Annotated in this window: 16 protein-coding genes and 1 pseudogene; 7 read left to right on the plus strand and 10 right to left on the minus strand. The window is 67.0% G+C overall.

Translation table 11 applies throughout. From position 1 onward, the window contains the following. The first annotated feature begins 354 nt into the window (after positions 1–354). The 5 genes from NF876_RS27370 to NF876_RS27390 all read left to right on the plus strand — a co-directional run bounded on the left by NF876_RS27370 (position 355) and on the right by NF876_RS27390 (position 4,747). Complete coding sequence (locus NF876_RS27370; protein ID WP_262271517.1) at positions 355–1,263, plus strand: tyrosine-type recombinase/integrase; 909 nt, start codon at positions 355–357, stop codon at positions 1,261–1,263. Between the two features lie 10 nt (positions 1,264–1,273). Continuing rightward, positions 1,274–2,470 (plus strand): IS91 family transposase, encoded by a 1,197-nt coding sequence (locus tag NF876_RS27375; protein ID WP_262271518.1) that lies wholly within the window; start codon positions 1,274–1,276, stop codon positions 2,468–2,470. 477 nt (positions 2,471–2,947) lie between these two features. Next, the gene (locus tag NF876_RS27380) at positions 2,948–3,736 is read left to right on the plus strand and encodes a class I SAM-dependent methyltransferase (protein ID WP_262271519.1); all 789 of its coding nucleotides are present in this window, start codon (positions 2,948–2,950) and stop codon (positions 3,734–3,736) included. 590 nt (positions 3,737–4,326) lie between these two features. Further along, a complete protein-coding gene (locus NF876_RS27385) occupies positions 4,327–4,524 on the plus strand; it encodes a hypothetical protein (protein WP_262271520.1) in 198 nt (65 codons plus the stop codon). Continuing rightward, entirely contained in the window at positions 4,517–4,747 is a 231-nt protein-coding gene (locus tag NF876_RS27390; protein WP_262271521.1) for a hypothetical protein, read from the plus strand. The genes NF876_RS27385 and NF876_RS27390 overlap by 8 nt, the downstream gene beginning before the upstream one ends. On the opposite strand, the gene NF876_RS27395 is transcribed toward NF876_RS27390, so the two are convergent. The 10 genes and pseudogenes from NF876_RS27395 to NF876_RS27440 form a co-directional block, all read right to left on the minus strand. Beyond that, a complete protein-coding gene (locus NF876_RS27395) occupies positions 4,744–5,169 on the minus strand; it encodes a response regulator (RefSeq protein ID WP_262271522.1) in 426 nt (141 codons plus the stop codon). The genes NF876_RS27390 and NF876_RS27395 overlap by 4 nt on opposite strands. 234 nt (positions 5,170–5,403) lie before the next feature. Next, entirely contained in the window at positions 5,404–6,633 is a 1,230-nt protein-coding gene (locus NF876_RS27400) for a sensor histidine kinase (protein ID WP_262271523.1), read from the minus strand. 78 nt (positions 6,634–6,711) lie between these two features. Beyond that, positions 6,712–8,637: an HWE histidine kinase domain-containing protein gene (locus NF876_RS27405; protein WP_262271524.1), complete on the minus strand. Its 1,926-nt coding sequence runs from the start codon at positions 8,635–8,637 to the stop codon at positions 6,712–6,714. Between the two features lie 111 nt (positions 8,638–8,748). Beyond that, entirely contained in the window at positions 8,749–9,120 is a 372-nt protein-coding gene (locus tag NF876_RS27410; RefSeq protein ID WP_262271525.1) for a response regulator, read from the minus strand. Between the two features lie 59 nt (positions 9,121–9,179). Next, positions 9,180–9,407 carry a hypothetical protein gene (locus NF876_RS27415; RefSeq protein WP_262271526.1) on the minus strand — a complete coding sequence of 76 codons (228 nt, stop codon included), beginning with the start codon at positions 9,405–9,407 and terminating at the stop codon, positions 9,180–9,182. A gap of 599 nt (positions 9,408–10,006) precedes the next feature. After that, positions 10,007–11,926, minus strand: a complete 1,920-nt coding sequence (locus NF876_RS27420) for a potassium transporter Kup (RefSeq protein ID WP_262271527.1) — start codon at positions 11,924–11,926, stop codon at positions 10,007–10,009. 1 nt (position 11,927) lies between these two features. Further along, positions 11,928–12,395, minus strand: a complete 468-nt coding sequence (locus NF876_RS27425) for a hypothetical protein (protein ID WP_262271528.1) — start codon at positions 12,393–12,395, stop codon at positions 11,928–11,930. 134 nt (positions 12,396–12,529) lie between these two features. Continuing rightward, positions 12,530–13,222: a response regulator gene (locus tag NF876_RS27430; RefSeq protein WP_262271529.1), complete on the minus strand. Its 693-nt coding sequence runs from the start codon at positions 13,220–13,222 to the stop codon at positions 12,530–12,532. Beyond that, positions 13,219–14,814: a DUF4118 domain-containing protein gene (locus NF876_RS27435; protein ID WP_262271530.1), complete on the minus strand. Its 1,596-nt coding sequence runs from the start codon at positions 14,812–14,814 to the stop codon at positions 13,219–13,221. The genes NF876_RS27430 and NF876_RS27435 overlap by 4 nt, the downstream gene beginning before the upstream one ends. A gap of 58 nt (positions 14,815–14,872) precedes the next feature. After that, positions 14,873–15,886, minus strand: a pseudogene (locus tag NF876_RS27440) (magnesium and cobalt transport protein CorA). Between the two features lie 168 nt (positions 15,887–16,054). Here NF876_RS27440 and NF876_RS27445 point away from each other — a divergent pair. After that, on the plus strand, positions 16,055–16,246 hold the full coding sequence (locus NF876_RS27445; protein WP_262271531.1) for a hypothetical protein: 192 nt from the start codon (positions 16,055–16,057) through the stop codon (positions 16,244–16,246). Positions 16,247–16,384: 138 nt separating this feature from the next. Beyond that, complete coding sequence (locus NF876_RS27450; protein WP_262271532.1) at positions 16,385–18,295, plus strand: potassium transporter Kup; 1,911 nt, start codon at positions 16,385–16,387, stop codon at positions 18,293–18,295. Positions 18,296–18,355: the final 60 nt, after the last annotated feature.

Below are 18,355 nucleotides of genomic sequence, written 5' to 3' on the forward strand. Positions count from 1 at the left end.
AATCCCCATAACATCCGCAGCGTCAGCACGGTGCTCCGCGGTTTCCTCCTTTGAGGCTTGTCGAACGCCTGCCGCTCGTGCCGCGGTTCCGTTCCGCCGCGGCAGGCATCCAACAAGCCTTAACAAAGTGTAACGTAGAGCGGATCGAATGGAGGTCCGCTCAGCGCGCAACCGCGGAACTTGGGACAAGGTCAGCCCAGTGCCATGGAACGAACCCGCTCGCGCGGGAGGGTGCGCCTTTCAAGGCTGGAGCTGAGCCTCTGATGTCAGCGAGGCTGTGATTGATCAGAGGTGACGGAGGCTGCTCTGCCTCCGAGCATGAAGGGTCAACCTTCAGCTCGAGAGGAGCGCCCCATGATCGTCCACCCGTCGCCACCGGCCGGCAGCGCCTTGCGTCAGCGCATGATCGAGGACATGACCGTGCGCGGCTTCACCGCCAAGACCCAGCACGACTACATCCGATACGTGAAGACCTTCGCCGGCTTCCTCGGCCGCTCTCCCGACAGGGCCACCGCCGAGGACCTGCGCCGCTTCCAGGTGCACCAGACGCAGGCGGGCCTCCAGCCGCCGGGCATCAACAGCGCCGTCGCGGCGCTGCGCTTCTTCTTCACCGTGACCCTGGACCGGCCCGATCTCGCCCGCCGTCTCACGCTCGTCCGCCAGCCGCGCACGCTGCCGCTGGTGCTCAGCCTCGAGGAGGTGACGCGGCTGCTCGAAGCGGCGCCAGGGCCGAAGTACAGGGCCGCGCTGGGTACAGCCTACGGCGCCGGACTGCGGGTCTCCGAGGTCGTATCGCTCAAGGTGACCGACATCGACAGCACCCGCATGCTGATCCGCATCGAGCAGGGCAAGGGCCGCAAGGATCGCCATGCCATGCTCTCCCCGCACCTGCTCGAGCTCCTGCGCGCCTGGTGGCGCGAGGGAAGCCGCCGCGGTCTGATGCTGCCGCAGGGCTGGCTGTTCCCGGGCCGCAATCCGGTCATGCCGCTGTCGACCCGTCAGGTGAACCGCGCCGTCCACGCCGCAGCCCAGGCCGCCGGGATCCCGAAGCGGGTGACGCCGCACACCCTGCGCCACAGCTTCGCCACGCATCTCCTGGAGCAGGATATCGACATTCGCGTCATCCAGGTCCTGCTCGGCCATGCCAAGCTCGACACCACCGCGCTCTATGCCCGCGTTGCCACCAGCACAATCCGCACCGTGATGAGCCCGCTCGACCGGATCTGGTTGGCGACGGAGGACGGGGCGAGGCCGGACGAATGACGCGGCGGCGGTGAGCCGCCCACCGCTGGAGGTCGCCGACATCTTCCATCGCCATGGCGCCGCCTGGCGTGCGGCCCAGGCCGGCCATCTCAGCCTCGGCCAGCTCAAGGTGATGGCGGCGATCGAGAGCTGTCGCACCGCAGCCCTCGGCGGCCATGTCGCGGCCTGTGAGGATTGTGGCCAGGTCCGCATCGCCTACAACTCGTGCCGCAACCGGCACTGCCCCAAGTGTCAGGGCGCCGCGGCGCGGGACTGGCTTGCCGCGCGCCAGGCCGATCTGCTGCCGGTGGGCTACTTCCATGTGGTGTTCACGCTGCCCGCCCGGTTGGCCGCCATCGCCTGGCAGAACAAGGCGGTGATCTATGATCTGCTCTTCCGCGCCGCCGCCGAGACGATGCTGACCATCGCGGCCGATCCACGCCATCTTGGTGCCCGCATCGGCCTGACCGCCGTGCTCCATACGTGGGGCTCGGCCATGACCCACCACCCGCATGTCCACATGATCGTGCCTGGCGGCGGCCTCTCGCTCGATGGCAAGCGGTGGGTGGCGTGCCGGCCGGGCTTCCTCCTGCCCGTGCGCGTTCTCTCGCGGCTGTTTCGACGGCTGTTCCTGTCCAAGCTCACCGACGCCCATGCGGCCGGGCATCTCCAGTTCTTCGGCGATCATGCGGGCCTGAGCGACCGCCGTGCCTTTGCCGGCTTCCTGGCGCCCCTGCGCCGGACGAAGTGGTTCGTCTACGCCAAGCCTCCCTTCGCCGGACCCGAGGCGGTGCTGGCCTATCTGTCACGCTACACCCACCGCGTCGCGATCTCCAACTCTCGGCTGATCTCGCTCGACGAGAGGGGCGTCACCTTCCGCTACAAGGACTATCGTCGCAATGGCCCTGAACGCTACCAGGTGATGACACTCGATGCGGGCGAGTTCATCCGGCGGTTTCTGCTCCACGTGCTGCCCAAGGGCTTCCACCGCATTCGCCATTACGGTCTTCTCGCCAGCGCCGGGCGCAAGGCGAACCTCATGCGGGCCCGCGCCTTGCTCACCGTGCCGGAGCCTGAGACGGACTGTGGTGGCACGGACAAGGCCGGCCCCGCCGCACCCACGGACAGGAGGCTGCGCTGCCCCTGCTGCGGCGGCCGCATGATCGTCCTCGAGACCTTCGCGCGTGGCCCCCAGGCCCGTGCACCGCCTGGGACGCACACGCCATGATCTTGAACCCTTCACCGGATTGCACTACCGCCGAGAACACTCACCATCGGCGGCCGGAGCGCTACGTGCAGTCCAGGTCGCGGGCCTCAGCCGCACGACCCACAACGCTGACATCCTCCGCTCTTCAACGACCGCGTCGCACCCTCTGCGGGCCTCACGTGCCCTCGCCCCCTGCTGAACACTCGCGTCCCACTCGCCAAACGCGTTTATCCGGCCACAGAGGACCAGGCGTAACCGTCAAATCCCCATAGGGCAAAACCTGCGACCGGCATCCCGCGGGTTCGTTCCCTGGAGGCTTTCGGACGCCGGCCCCGGTGCATCTGGCTGCGTCTGTGATGGCCGGCATCCGAAACCCTTCACAGGAACGGACCATAGCCCGGCCTGACTATCAGATACTGTAGCGTTCGGGTTCCGATAGCACGAGCAGGATGATGCTCTCAGGCGGCTGGACCAACGGGCTGTGACGGGAAGGCACCAATGGTCGGACGGACAATTCGCTTCGATGACGGCGCCGCCTATGAGCAGGTGATGGGGATCTGGAGCCAGCTTGCCGGCGGGATCTTCCTCGATTGGCTGGCGCCACCCTCAGGTTTGCGGTGGATCGACATCGGCTGCGGCAACGGAGCCTTCACCGAACTGCTGGTCGAGCGCTGCGCCCCGGAGGAGGTCCACGGAATTGATCCGTCCGAAGGGCAGCTTGCCTTTGCACGTACCCGACCTGCGACGCGCAGGGTGGAGTTTCGCCAGGGCGATGCCATGGCCCTTCCCTTCCCGCCGGACAGGTTCGACGCAGCCGTGATGGCGTTGGTCCTTGTCTTCGTTCCCGAACCGGCCAAAGGCATCGCGGAGATGGCGCGGGTGGTGAGACCAGGCGGCACAGTCGCGGCCTACATGTGGGACATGCTGGGGGGCGGATTTCCACTCGATCCGGTCCTCGTCGAGATGCGCGCCATGGGCGTTGCGCCCCCGCGCCCGCCGGAAATGAATGCATCCCGAATGGACGTGATGCATGACCTGTGGACGGATGCCGGTCTCGACGCTGTGGAGACGCGGGAGATCACGGTGCACCGGATATTCGCGGGGTTTGAGGACTTCTGGATGACCAGCCTGAAGGCTGGTTCGCTTGGCCCGACGATCGCCGCAATGGCATCTGGTGACGTCGAGACGCTCAAGAGCCGGGTGCGTGCGCGCCTCCCCGCAGACGGCGACGACCGCATCACCTACAGTGCACGCGCGCATGCGATAAAGGGACGCCTGCCGATGTGACTGAGTCAGCTTTGGGTCTTGGTTGTGTAAAAACGCTGATGCGTCACTCGGCGCAGCAATTTTGTGTCGTGCCGGCTTGAGCAGGCCGGATATTCCGCGGTCGGGACCCATGAAATTGTACAAATAGTTCGTCGGAACTGGACCCGTTTGAGTTTTTACACAACCAGGGTCACGTCCTGTCCTTAAGCGTGGCCGTACGGAGGTCCGCTTGCCCCACAACTGCGGAAATACGGCTAAGGTCCACCCCGTGCCATTTCCTGAAGCTCGCAGAGTGCACAGAAGCGTTGACATCCACAAGAGTTCGCTGTGGTGCTCACCGAGCGGGCGCCTTTGTCAATTTCGCCAAGCTGGTGGCGAGCTCACATGGCTCAAGCCGTGCTTGACCTGTGGCGCTACAACGAGGCCGAGCGGGTGAAGCTTCAGGCCCAGGTGGCTGCCCTCGACTGCTAACGCTGGGCGGGCCGCCGACTTTCGGGAGGGCTTCCTGGAACAGGGCGGATGCCATTCGGGAAAAGATGTCGCATGGATCCCGTCAGATCCTCTATGACAGGAAAGTCATAGAAGAATCATGCATCCTGACACCGTGTCCCATGCCCCGTCCCGATCAGCCCGCCTCCTCCCATCCTGCCATCAACGAGCAGCGGCGGATGCTCCAGGACACTCTGGATCGCGTCGAACAATCCCGCCGTGAGCTGGAGGACATCAGAGCCCGGAGCGAGGCAATAGCCGCTCTGGCCCAGACCCTGAACCGCATGGCCGAGGACGATGAGGCCTCCGCTCGTGCCTGAGTCCCGGGAACCGGGAACCCCGTCCAGCCTGAGCCACTCGGAAACGAGCCGACGCTCGTTCGACAAGGCCGTCGATGACGCCACCCAGGCGATTGAACAGGCGCGTGCCCAGATCGCCCGTTCAAAAAGCCTGGGCCAGTCCGAGGCTGCTCAGTCGCAGGAAATCGACAGGTTGAGCAGCGAGCATGAGCGCTTTGCCCGGGGCGAAAAGGACAGGCCCTAATCCTCCCGTCGCGCCTGATCGGAGGTCAGGAGCCTTGTGAGGAGCCGCACCAGCGTCTCGGGATGGACGGGCTTGCCGAGGAACAGGGCTCCCTCCGGCAAGTCGCCTGCCTTGGGGGCGGCGCGCCCGGACGCGATCAGGATTCCGATGTCCTGCCGATCCGAGCGGACCCTCTGGGCGAGCTCGAAGCCGTTGATGCTGCCGCGCGGCATCTCCACGTCGGTGACCACGGCATGGATGCCCGAGACGGCACCCAGCACCCGCAGGGCCTCGTCCGCATGTGCGGCCTCGATCACCCTGAAGCCGGCATCCTCCAGCACATCCACGAGAGTCATGCGGACGAGCGGCTCGTCCTCGACGACCAGAATGAGAGCACGGGTATGGGGGTTCGGGCCAGGCATGCCCGACGAAAGCGGAAGCAACGGTCTTTGTTCCTAAGGCCAAGATCTCAGACAATGCCTCCCAGATAGGCAAGGATCGGCCGAGGTCGAGTCCGGAGGGATCGGCTGAGACAACTTGGCCGACGTTTCCTTCCGGAGCGAGACCCAGCCGGGGTGCTTTCCGGCCTTGCGGCAAACCAGGGATGACCAGGATCGAAGACGAGCCTGGAGGTCCAGGGGCGCAGGATTCATGCCGATCACCAGCCATGTCATCAGTCAGGATGCGGTCAGGCCGTTGTCCTGGGCCGACAGCTCGAGCACGAACCTCGTGCCGGGCCGGGCATCCTGCCATTCCAGTTGCCCGCCGAGCTGCCGGGTCAGGCTGGCGACAAGCCGCATCCCGAGGCTCCTCGACTGCGCCAGGTTGAAGTCGGCCGGCAGCCCGACACCCGCGTCGGACACCTCCAGCCGAAGCCGCTCCGGGCTGTCCGACGTCAGCTCGACCCGGACCTCGCCGGAGGTTTCGGGATAGGCGTACTTGAAGGCGTTGGTCACGAGCTCGTTGACCAGCAGACCCAAGGGGACGGCAAGATCGGTCGGGACGATGACCGAATCGATGTGGCATCCGAGCGTGAAGTGGGGCGCCGATCCTCGCAGCTTCGCGCACAGCTCGCCCAGGAACTCCGCCAGGTTGACGGAGCGCATCTCGTTGTATCGCCAGAGGCGGTCGTGAACCTGGGCGATGGTATGCACCCGGGCTTCGGCATCGGCCAGCGCACGGCGCAGGTCGTCGTTCCCGGACGCGCGTCCCTGCATGTTCAGCAGGCCGGCCACGAGCTGGAGGCTGTTCTTGACCCGGTGGCTGATCTCCCGGTTCAACACATCCTGGTCATCCAGCGCCTGCTGGAGCAGAGCCTTGTTGGCCCGCAGTTCCTCCTCCGCCTGCTGCCGCTCGATGGCGACACCCAGCAGGTTGGCGAAGCCCTGCATGAAGGCGAGGTCATGATCGGTGAACCGCCCCTCGGTCGGGCTGTCCACCTCGAGGACGCCGAAGGGACCGCCACCATCCCCCTGGACGATGACGTTGATCGCCCGCTTGACGCCATGATCCGCGAGCAGTTTCGGCGTACGGAATCGGGTCTCCTCGGCCAGGTGGTTGGAGATCACGGGTTGCCCCGTCCTGAGGGCGAAGCCAGCGGGACTGTCCAGGTCGGCCCCGGTGCGGGCAGCGCCGACGACGCCCGGCTTCCAGCCCACGCCGGCCCGGACCACGAACTCGTTCTCGGCGGGCAGGAACTCCATGACCTTGCAGAACTCGCTGTGCAGGCCTTCGGCACAGGTGCGGGCCGCCTCCTGAAGGAGGGCGTCGATGTCGTGCGTCTTGAGAGCGAACAGGCCGAACCGTGCCGTGAGCTGCTGCTGGCGCAGACGATATGCGAGCTCATCGGCGGCATCGCCGCCCTGCTCGGGTGCGATCGGCTGCGCTCCATTCAGGTTCGAGTTCATGGCCCCGCGTCCGCTTTCTTGTCTGTGTTGAAAGACTTAGAGCAGCTTGGGGGGCAGAAATCCAGTCCGGGGAAGCCCTTACCCTCCTGCGTGCCCTGGCGATGGTGAGCCGATGGATTCGAGCGGCGCGTCGACGGTGCAGACGACCCCGCTGGGGGCGAACCGGATCTCGACGTCGCCGTTCAGGTCCATTGCCAGGCTCCGCTCGATCAGCCGTGTCCCGAAGCCGCGCCGCTTCGGCGCCTGCACCGGAGGACCGCCGTTCTCCTCCCAGCGCAGGTGCAGGTGCGGCGGCACCTGCGCGTGGTCGAGCATCCACTGGATCCGGATCTCGCCGGTCGCGTTCGAGAGCGCCCCGTACTTCACCGCGTTGGTCGACAGTTCCTGGAGGGCCATGGCGAGCGCCAGCGCCATCCGGGGTGACAGCCGCACGTCAGCTCCCCTGAGGTGAAGGCGATCCTCGCGGTCATTGCTGAAGGGCGGGACCGCCTCGGTGACGATCGCCCGCAGGCTCGCTCCCTCCCAGTTCTCGCGGGTGAGCACGTCGTGGGCGCGCGAGAGGGCGAACAGGCGGGCCTCGAACGCGGCCTGTGCCTCGTTCAGCGTCGTCGCATTGCGCAGGGTCTGGCTGGCGATCGACTGCACGGTGGCGAGCGTATTCTTCACCCGGTGGTTCAGTTCGTTGATGAGCAGCCGCTGGTGCTCCTCCGCCTGCTTGGTCTCGGTGATGTCCAGCATGGCGCCGATCATGCGCACGGCCTTCCCGCTGCCGTCCCGGATCACGAAGCCGCGGTCGAAGACGTAGGCCTCCGATCCGTCCGCCCGCAGGAAGCGGTACTCGGCGCTCCAGTGTTCCCGGTCTCCTGCGATCACCGCGTGAAAGTCCTCCACCGTGTGCTCGCGGTCGTCGGGATGGATGTGGTCCTTCCACCATGCCCCCATCGTCTCCAGGTCCGTGTAGCCGAAGAGCGCGGTGAGCGCCTCGTTCCACAGGATGCGGTCGGCGACGAGATCCCAATCCCAGACCGCGTCATTGGTGGCCTTGGCCGCCAGCCTGTAGCGCTCCTCGGTCTGGCGCAGCGCCAGCTCGCCCCGCTTTCGTTCGGTGGCGTCGCGGAAGTACACGGACAGCCCCCCTCCGGCGGTCGGATGGATGTCGATGTCCACCCAGTGCCCCAGGGGCGAGACGGTCTCGACGTGCACCGTCCGCCGTTCGCGCCGGGCGAGCTGGTGGGCCTCGTAGGCCTCGCTGCCCACAGCCTGAGGAAACTCGTCCCAGTAGACCTTGCCGATCAGGTCCTCCCGCTTGCGGCCCCACCACTCCTCGGCCCTGCGGTTGACGTAGGTGAAGCGCCAGTCCCGGTCGACGGCGTAGAAGGCATCACTGATGCTCTCGAGGATTTCCTCATTGCGCGCATGCGCGAGGCGCAGCCTCTCTTCGCCGCCCTGCCGCTCCAGGGCAACCCCGAGCAGGTTGGCGAACCCCCGCAGGAAGGCGAGGTCGGCCCCGGTGAACCGCCCCTCGGCCGGGCTGTCGGCTTCCAAGATGCCGTAGCGGCTCGCCTCAGTAGCGATCGGCACGTTGATGGCGCGCCGGATGCCGTGCTCCGCCAGAATGCGGGGCGTGCGGAAGCGGTCCCCGTCCCCGAGGTGGCTCGAGATCACGGGCTCTCCCGTGCGGAAGGCGTAGCCGGTGGGGCTTTCCGGGTCGGCACCCGTCATGGACCCGATCGTGCCGGGCTTCCAGCCCACCCCGGCACGGACGATGAGCCGATTCTCGTCGGGCAGGTACTCCATGGCCTTGCAGTACCGGACGTGCAGTCCTTGCGCGCAGAGCCGGGTGGCCTCCTGGAGCAGGTCCAGGAAATCCGGCGTCCGCAACGCGAGGCCGCCGAAGCCTGCCAGCAGTTCCTGCTGGTGCAGGCGGTAGGCCAGTTCGTCGGCCGAGGTTCCGCCCTGCTCGGGGGAACGTCCCGGTGCGGCCTCCCGCGGCTCATGGTTCATCCTGTCATCCGCATGCAATGCCAACCTGTTGTAACGCTCGAGGATGTTTCGGGTCCCATTGACGACAATCCATCCCGAGTGCCCGGCGCCCATACCGCCGTCAGGAGGATCTCAGGCTCCGCGTCCGAGCGCCTGACCGATCGCCTGTTCCAGCGCCTCCGTGTTGAACGGCTTTTGCAGCGTCGGACGGGCGGCATAGCCGTCCTTGAGCCCGCCGCTGCCGTAGCCCGTCGCGAAGATGAACGGGATGCCCCGCTCCGCGAGCACGTCGGCCGCCGGATAGGTCAGGGCACCGCCCAGGTTGAGGTCGAGGATCGCCAGGTCGACGGCCTCGGTCCTGGCGGCGGCAACCGCGTCCTCGAGGCGGGTGGCGACCCTGACCAGTTCATGGCCGAGGTCCTCGAGCATGTCCTCGACCAGCATTGCGATCATGGCCTCATCCTCGACCAGGAGAACACGGTGGCCGGCAGTGTCCTGAAGCATTGTCATCCTTTATTGACTAGGCATTGTGGTCGACGGCGATGCGAATGAGGCCTGATCCATCAGCCGCCGCTGAAGCCGTCCCGCGTCGAGTCCCAGATCACGGTGCGGCCCCGCCCTGGCTCATCGACCAGCACCTGGACAGTGCGGCCATAACTTGCCGTGCGGGAGGCGACCCGTACTGCTGCCCGGATGGCTTCCGGCACACTGGCGCAGCGGGCCAGAATGATCTCGCTGCTCACCACGGCCCGCAGGCCGCCGATCGGCTGAATTACGAAGTCGTCGTCCAACGCACCGCCCCCCGGCAAGATGGGCTGAGATACAGCGACTGGGCGCAGGGTCAAGGTTATCCGGCAACGAGGAACGATGCGTCGGCTGCGTCCGATCGACCTGTACCCTCAGGGGTCTATCGAGATCACCAACGAAGCCTCGATTGTGCACACGAGCCCCGCCGGGATGAAGGCAATCCCCCACCTGCGGCTCCACTTCGCCCGAGGCATCGCTCGATCAGCAAGGGCGCGCTCGGAACCGCCAAGTGTTGGCGCGTCGTTCTCGGGCTGTGAGTGCCGGACCATGCGCAACCCGGTCGCGGGGATTGACTGGCTCGAATGAGGCATATCTCACGGGAGGGTGGAGAGTTGAATCAGTCCTGACAAGGCGGGCTCAACGCTATCGTTGAGGCATGAGGGGCATCGGCCGGAGGGCGGAATGCTTGTCGATGGCGAGGCGGAATGAATGAAGCCAAGGTTCGCAGTGGGGCAGCAGGTAATGTTGAGCAGGCCAAATGAGAGTCTGCTCACGCCGCGAATCCGGAAATCCGGATAAGGTCGGCCCCGTGCCATTACGAGACGTTCCCGGTGCTCTTCGCGACCATGGGCCAAGAGCCGATTCAGACCGTCACTTGGGTGCCGACCTCGACCACTCGCCCAGTCGGGATCTGGAAGAAGTCCGTGGCATCGCTGGCCGACTTGGCCAGGCTGATGAACAGCTTGTCCTGCCAGAGCGGCATGCCGCCGCGGACGGAGGGCCGGATCGATCGGCGCGACACGAAGAACGATGTCATCATGATGTCGAACTTGAAGCCCTGCCTGCGCAGGAGGACCAGTCCGCGCGGGATGTTCGGCGCCTCCATGTAGCCGAAGCTCATGGTCGCCCGCCAGAACGAGTCTCCCAGGTGCTCGATCCGGACCCGCTCGTCGTCGGCAACGCGCGGCGCGTCCTCGGTCCTCACCGTCAGGATCACGTTCTGCTCGTGCAGGATCTTGTTGTGCTTGAGGTTGTGCAGGAGGGCCGCGGGAGCCGTGTCGGGATCGCTGGTCAGGAACACGGCGGTGCCCTTGACCCGATGCGGCTGGCTCTTTTGCAGCATGGTGACGAGCTCGAGCAGCGGCACGTCCACCTTGCGGGTCTTCTCGAACAGGATGCGCGTCCCGCGCCGCCAGGTCACCATCAGCATGACCAGCAGTGCGCCGACCAGGAGCGGCATCCAGCCGCCTTGGGGAATCTTCAGGGCGTTGGCCGCCAGGAAGATCGCGTCGACGAGCAGGAAGGGCACGATGACCGCAACCGAGGCCCAGAGTGGCCAGTTCCAGAACCGTCGGACCACGAAGAACGCCATGACGGCGGTGACCACCATCGTGCCGGTGACCGCAATGCCGTAGGCGTGCGCCAAGGCGCTCGAACTCCTGAACATGACGACCAGCAACAAGACGGCCGCGAGCAGGAGCCAGTTCACCCGGGGCACATAAACCTGGCCCTTCTCGGTCTCGGACGTCCAGCGGATCTCCATGCGCGGCAGCAGCCCGAGCTGGATGGCCTGCTGGGTCAGGGAGAACGCCCCCGTGATCACCGCCTGGCTCGCGATGATGGTGGCGATGGTCGCCATCACGACCATCGGCAGGAGGGCCCAGTCGGGATAGAGCAGGAAGAAGGGGTTCTCGATCCTGCCGGGATCGTCGAGGAGCAGCGCGCCCTGGCCAAGGTAGTTCAGGGCAAGGCACGGCAGGACGAACCCGAGCCAGGCGACCTGGATCGGGCGGCGTCCGAAATGGCCCATGTCGGCATAGAGCGCCTCGGCGCCCGTGACGGCCAGGAAGACCGCGCCAAGGGCGAACAGTCCGGCCGAGCCGTGCGTGGCAAGGAAGGCGACGCCGTAGGTCGGGCTGATCGCGGCGAGAATGCCGGGATCATCGGCGATGTGACGAAGCCCGCCAACCGCCATGAGGGCGAACCAGATGGCCGTGATCGGGCCGAACCAGGCGGCGACCCGGGCGGTGCCGTGGCTCTGGACCGCGAAGAGGCCGACCATGATCACGAGGCTGAGCGGCACCACGTAGGGATCGAAGGCGGGCGTCACCAGCTTGAGGCCCTCCACGGCCGAGAGGACGGAGATGGCCGGCGTGATGATGGCGTCGCCATAGAACAGGGCGGCCCCGAACATGCCGAGCAGTGCAATCAGGAGCACGTTGTGGCCCATGGCCCGCTGCGCGAGCGCCATCAGGGTGAGCGTCCCGCCCTCGCCGTTGTTGTCGGCCCGCAGGATGAACAGGACGTACTTGATCGTCACGATGAAGATCAGCGCCCACAGGATGAGCGACACGATCCCGAACACCATCTCGCGGGTGACGGTCCCGCCCGCGGCGGCGGCCGAGAGCGACTCCTTGAGGGCGTAAAGCGGGCTCGTGCCGATGTCGCCGTAGACGACCCCGAGCGTGCCCAGCGTCAGCCTCCAGAAGCCGGACGCCTGCGGGGGCGCCGGCTGGGCTGCGAGGTCGGCGGGCCCAGCCTGGCCCGAAACCGTTGTCGTCATGTCATCTCTCTGCATCGTTGTTCACGGGATGGGCCTCGCCCCGCTCCATGCGGCGGAAGGGCGTGACATTGCTGGGGGTGGGGCCCTGGACCTTGCGGAGCTGGGCCTGGACCAGGGCGCCGAGGATCGCCAGGGCCGGGTCGTCGTGCTGGAACTCGGCCACGTCCTCGAGCCAGTTGATGGCCAGGCCGCGGACGCAGATCGCGCAGTTCCAGCGGCTGTCGTCTCGGGACAGGCGGTGGATCGCCCAGTCCGGCAGCTCCCAGCCGACCAGCCAGAATCCGAGATCGACCCAGGCCTCCGCCTCGACGAGCCGCCGCACGGGATCATTAGGTTTCTGCGCCCCCTGGAGCCGGGGACAGGCACGGCGCAGGATCTCCGCCACCAAGTCGCCCGTCGGTGCGGAGGCCGCCTCGATCCTCGCCAGAAGCGAGCGGAGGTCGCGTTCCTGGTTGTGCTTGAACCACATGCCGGCTGTCCCACAGGGGTCGGGACCCGGTCCCGACCAGCCGGGTGAGACATGACGTGGCTCGCATAAAAATTCGATGGGGAAGTGAGGGGCGGGATATAAAGGCCGTATAAAGACGGCGCCCCGCCTGCCCCTCAATCCACGTCGAGCAGGCGGTAGCCGATGCCGGTTTCGGTCAGGATGAAGCGGGGATCGGACGGGTTCGGCTCGATCTTCTGCCGGAGCTGGCCGACGTAGACCCTCAGGTACTGGGTGTCGTGCTCGTGCGCCGGTCCCCACACGGCGGTCAGGACCTGCCGGTGCGTCACCACCTTGCCGGCATGACGGGCCAGGAAGGCGAGGAGATCGAATTCCTTCGGGCTCAGGCTCACCTCGCTACCCTGCCACGTCACTTGCCGGCGCGGGATATTGATCTCCAGACCGCCGACGCTTACGACCGGCGTCTCGCCCTGGCGCTGCATGCGATGGCGCAGGGCCGTGCGCAGGCGGGCCATCAACTCGCCCACGCCGAAGGGCTTGTTGACGAAGTCATCGGCCCCGAGGTCGAGGGCCGCCACCTTCTCGGCCTCGCGATCCCGGGCCGAGAGAACGATGATCGGCACGTCGGACCACTCGCGCACCCGCGTGATCACGTCCTTGCCGTCCATGTCGGGCAGACCGAGGTCCAGGATGACAAGGTCGGGCGATTCCGACGCGATGCATTGCAGGGCGTCGCTGCCCATGTCCGCCCTGAGCACCTCGTAGTCGTTCGCCTGGAGCGCCGGGGACAGAAACCGGTGGATGGCGGGCTCATCGTCGACGACCAGCACGCGGGTTGGATGGGTCATGGAGCTTCCTTCGGGAGGGGCAGCCTGATCTCGATCCGCGTGCCGCGCTGGCCCGCAACAGGACTTGCGGCGGCAACGGTCCCGTCATGGGCTTCAACGATCCCTTTGACAATCGCGAGCCCGAGACCTGTTCCTTCTCCGGCATCGCCGCTCCGCCTTGGCGCGCGCACGAACTTCTCGAAAACGTGCGACAGTACGTCGGGAGGAATCCCGGGTCCGTCATCGCTCACCGAGAGCACAACCGTGCTGCCCTCGCGCCTGGCTTCGAGGGTGATGTCGGCATTGGCGCCTGCGTGTTGGATGGCGTTGCCGACGAGGTTCGCCAGCACCTGATCCAACAGGTTCGGATCGGCCAGCACGAAGGGCAGCTCTGCCTCCACCCGGACCTCGAAGGTCTGGTGCGCTCCGCGCCGCTTCGCCAGGGCCACGGCACGGTCGAAGAGTTCCTGAAGATCGACCCAGTCGCGGTTGAGCTCCAGCGCTCCGGCCTCCAGGCGCGTCATCGCCAGGAGGTTCTTGACCATGCCATCGAGGTGCTCGGCCTCGTCCTTCACCTGGACCAGCAGGTCGCGCCGCGCCGGCTCCGGCAGGCGGGCACCGTACTCGATCAGGCTGGTCGAAGCCCCCAGGATCGACGCCAGCGGGGTGCGGAAGTCGTGGCTGATCGAGGCCAGCAGGGTGTTGCGGACCCGCTCGGCCTCGGCGGCGGTCCGCGCGGCGGAGATCTCCTGGCCGAGCCGCGCCCGCTCGAGGGCCGTTGCGGTCAGCTCCGCCACCGTCTCGAACGAGGTCCGTTCCTCCGGGTTGAGGCGGGTGTCGTCCGATTGGGCGACGCCGATGACCCCGATGGCTCCCTCCGGCGCGCGGAGGGGCAGGAAGAGCCACGGCACGGTGGGACGGAGCGCGGTCCCCAGACCCGTGGCTTCGCCATTCCCAAGGGCGAGTTCGGCGGCCGACAGCACCTCCGGATCGAGGCGGTCCTCCGGGGGCCAGGCCGCCGACATCCCGAGGCGACCTTCGCTGGCGAGCAGGATCACGCACGGACAGTTCAGGTCACCATGGGCCTGGATGGCGGCGTGATCCACGACCGACTGCGGATCGGCAAGCGCCGAGAGGCGCCGGGCGAACCTGTACAGGCGCTGCGAGGCGGTCTCGCGTTCGGCGGCCAGCCTCGCCTGCTCCCGGGCCCGGCCGGCGATGGTCGAGGTCAGGATCGCGGCGACCAGAAGCACGAACAGCGCGAGCAGCTCGTGAGGCTCGGTGACCGCGAAGGTGTGCAGCGGCTCGATGAAGAAGAAGTTGTAGGCCAGAAACGACAGCCCTGACGAGAACAGGGCGGGCCAGATGCCAAAGCGTGCCGCGGCGAACAGGACCGCCAGGAGGAAGACCATCGAGGCGTTCGGGAGACGGACCCGGGATGTCAGTCCGAGACCGATCCCCGTCGCGAGGACAACCGCCGCCACCGACCAGAGGAACGGCCGGGCCATCTCCAGGATGGGGGGGCCGCTCCCGGCGCGCGTCGAGCGGTCCCTGCGTCCGGTCCCGGACGGGGATCGCAGGGCACGAGGCAGGCGGAAACCAAAAGTGGCCATCGGGTGAATGACCTATGTCATGTTGTGGTCCTTGGCCATAGGCTGGTCCGCGACGGGCCTACAGCCAGCGGTTCCGGCGGAAGCGCCAGTAGAGCCAGCCGCACGCCACGGCAATGACCGTCAGCACGAGAGGGTAGCCGTATCTCGAGTGCAGTTCCGGCATGAAGTCGAAGTTCATGCCGTAGATCCCGGCCACCGCCGTCGGCACCGCCAGGATGGCCGCCCAGGCCGCCAGCTTGCGCGTGATCTCGGTCTGCTAGGCCTGGCCGCGCATCAGGCTGGTCTCGAACGCGAACGCCAGCACCTCGCGCAGGGATTCGATCTCTTCCTGCACCCGGCGGATGTGGTCCGAGACGTCGCGGAAGAGCGGGGACATGGCAGGGTCGATCCCCGGCAGCTCCGGCTGCTCCAGACGCCGGCAGACCTCCACCAGCGGCACGGCGGCATTGCGCAGCCGCAGCAGGTCCCGGCGGAGCTGGTACAGACGCCGCATGTGGAGCGGGGCCGAGGTTTCGGCCAGGATGCTGTCCTCGATCTCCTCCACCTCGGCCTGGATCATCTCAATCACGGGCATGTAGTTGTCGACGATGAAATCGAGGATGGCGTAGAGGATGAAGTCCTTGCCCTCGGAGAACGCCGTCGGGGCCGCCTCGCAACGCTCCCGCACCGGCGTGTAGGAGGTCGAGGCGCCATGGCGGACCGACACCACGTAGCCGCGCCCGACGAACAGGTGGGTCTCGCCGAAGGCGATGCGCCCGTCGAGCATCTGGGCCGTCCGCGCGACGACGAACAGGGCCTCGCCGTATTGCTCCAGCTTGGGCCGCTGGTGCGCCTTCAGGGCATCCTCGATGGCCAGCTCGTGCAGGCCGAACTCCGCCTGGAGCTTCCGCAGGAGATCGAGGCCGGGCTCATGCAGGCCGATCCAGACGAGGTGGCCCGGCTTGCGCGACCACTCGCCGACCTCCTCGAACGGGATCTCGGCCACGCGCCGCCCTTCCGCATAGGCGGCCGAGGCGACCACGCCGGGAGGGTCGTCGGATGACACGGCAACGAGCTTGAGTGCGTCCACCATGGTCAACCAACGCGCGGCAGGAACGTCCGGTGCCCGAACCGGAAGGTCCCATCCCTCAGTCCGGCTTCCCCGCGCTCCGCTGGGGACAATCCCCGGCAACGCAGGTGGGGGCCTTGCCCTGTGGCCTCGCCTGCGGCACAGGAGGTCCGGCTTTGGCCGGAGGCAAGCTTGACCCCGCAACCGATCTCCACTGCTCCGCAGGAGGACGACCAGCCTCTTCTCCTCTTCTGCCCCCATCAGGGTGGCTGGCACACGGGCGTGTGGTTCCGGGGGAAATGGCTGGCCTACATCGATGGCAGCGTCGTGCTGGAGCCCTCCCATTGGCTCCCGGTTCCCGTCGACCCACCCGACGCCGAGTGATCCCATCCGCCATCGCAGCCGCTTCCGGACGCTTATCGGCGTTCCGGAACACGCCGCTCCCTAGGAGTGAAACCCTCCGCCGTGCCGCCACGTTGAGCCGAGGGGAGCCTGTTCCCCGCTGAAGAGGTGGGAGGGTTCATGGCCGCGACCGGGATCAGCGAACGGGTGGATGTCGCCCCGGCGGGACACGGGCATGCGACCCCGACATCCTTCTGGGCCCTGACGCTTGGCACCATCGGCGTGGTCTACGGCGACATCGGCACCAGCCCGCTCTACGCCCTCAAGGAGAGCCTCGCCTCCGCCACCGGCCACGCGGGCGCCAGTGCCCTCACCCGCGAGATGGTCTTGGGGGTGGTGTCCCTGATCCTTTGGACGCTGATCATCATCGTCACCCTCAAGTACGTGGTCTTCGTCCTGCGGGCCGACAACAACGGCGAGGGCGGAACCCTCTCGCTCGTCACCCTCGCCCAGCGTGCTCTTGGTCACAGCACCGGAATCACCATCGTCCTCGGCATGGTGGGAGCCTCGCTGTTCTACGGCGACGTCATCATCACGCCGGCCATCTCGGTCCTCTCAGCCGTCGAGGGCCTCAAGCTGGTGACGCCCGCCTTCGATCCCTACGTGGTGCCGATCAGCCTCGCGATCCTGATCGCATTGTTTGCCGTCCAGAGGTTCGGCACGGCCAGCGTGGCCGCCTGGTTTGGCCCGATCACCGCCTTCTGGTTCCTGGTCATGGCCGTGGGCGGCCTGCTGCACATCCGGGACGACCTGGGCATCCTCGCCGCCATCAACCCGGTGCATGGTCTTGGCTTCGTGGCCAACCACGGCACCGCCGGTCTCCTTGCCCTGGGCGCGGTGTTCCTGTCGGTCACCGGGGCGGAGGCGCTCTATGCCGACATGGGCCACTTCGGACGCTCGCCCATCCGCACCGCCTGGCTCGGCCTCGTCCTGCCGGCACTCGCCCTCAACTATCTCGGCCAGGGCGCCATGCTGCTGGCCCATCCCGAGCACCTGGAGAACCCGTTCTTCCTGCTCTATCCCTCCTGGGCCCTGCTGCCGATGGTGATCCTCGCGACGGTGGCCACCATCATCGCCAGCCAAGCGGTGATCACGGGCGCGTTCTCGATCTCGGAGCAGGCGATGCACCTGGGCGTGCTCCCGCGCTTCCGGGTGATGCGCACGTCCGAGACCGAGAAGGGCCAGATCTACGTTCCCACGATCAACTGGCTCCTGCTCGTGGCGGTGATCCTGGTCGTCGTGCTGTTCGAATCGTCGAGTGCCCTGGCGGCGGCCTATGGCCTGGCCGTGACCGGCGACATGGTCATTACCTCAAGCCTGCTGTTCATCGTGGCCTGGAGGTTCTGGCGCTGGTCCCCGGTCGTGGCCGCGCTGGTGATCGCCCCGTTCCTCGCCATCGAACTCGTCTTCCTGGGGGCGAACGCGCTCAAGATCCCGCATGGCGGCTGGTTCCCGCTGCTGATCGGGACGGGGCTGTTCATCCTGATGCGCACCTGGCGCAAGGGCACGCGCCTGCTGGCCGAGATCTCGCACCGCGGTCGCCCGCCCTTGGCCGAGTTCATGCGCATGGCCGAAAGCAGTTCGGTGCCGCGGGTGCCCGGCACCGCCATCTTCCCGACCGGCAACGCTCAGGACGTGCCCGCGGCCCTGCTGCACAACATGAAACACAACAAGGTGCTGCACGACCACAACGTGATCCTGACCGTGGTCACCGAGGAGATCCCGCGCCGTCCGGACGAGGGTCGCGTCACCGTGGAGAAGCTCTCGGAGCGGTTCTCGCGGGTGTCGGTGCGGTTCGGCTTCATGGAGAGCCCCAATCTCCCGAAGGCGCTCCGGGCGGCCGGGTTCGACGTGGACAACGCATCGTTCTTCCTGTCGCGGCGGGCCTTGCAGGCCTCGCCCACTTCGGGACTGCCGCTCTGGCAGGACTACCTGTTCATTCCGATGGCCCGCTCCGCGAGCGACATCTCGGACCAGTTCTGCATCCCGGAGGACCGGGCAGTCGAGGTGGGATCGCGGATCACGATCTGACCGGGCGACCCAACGGGGACCGGGAGGGCGCAGCCCGTGCAGGATCCGGGTCCTGCGCCT

The sequence above is a fragment of the Microvirga yunnanensis genome (assembly GCF_025460875.1).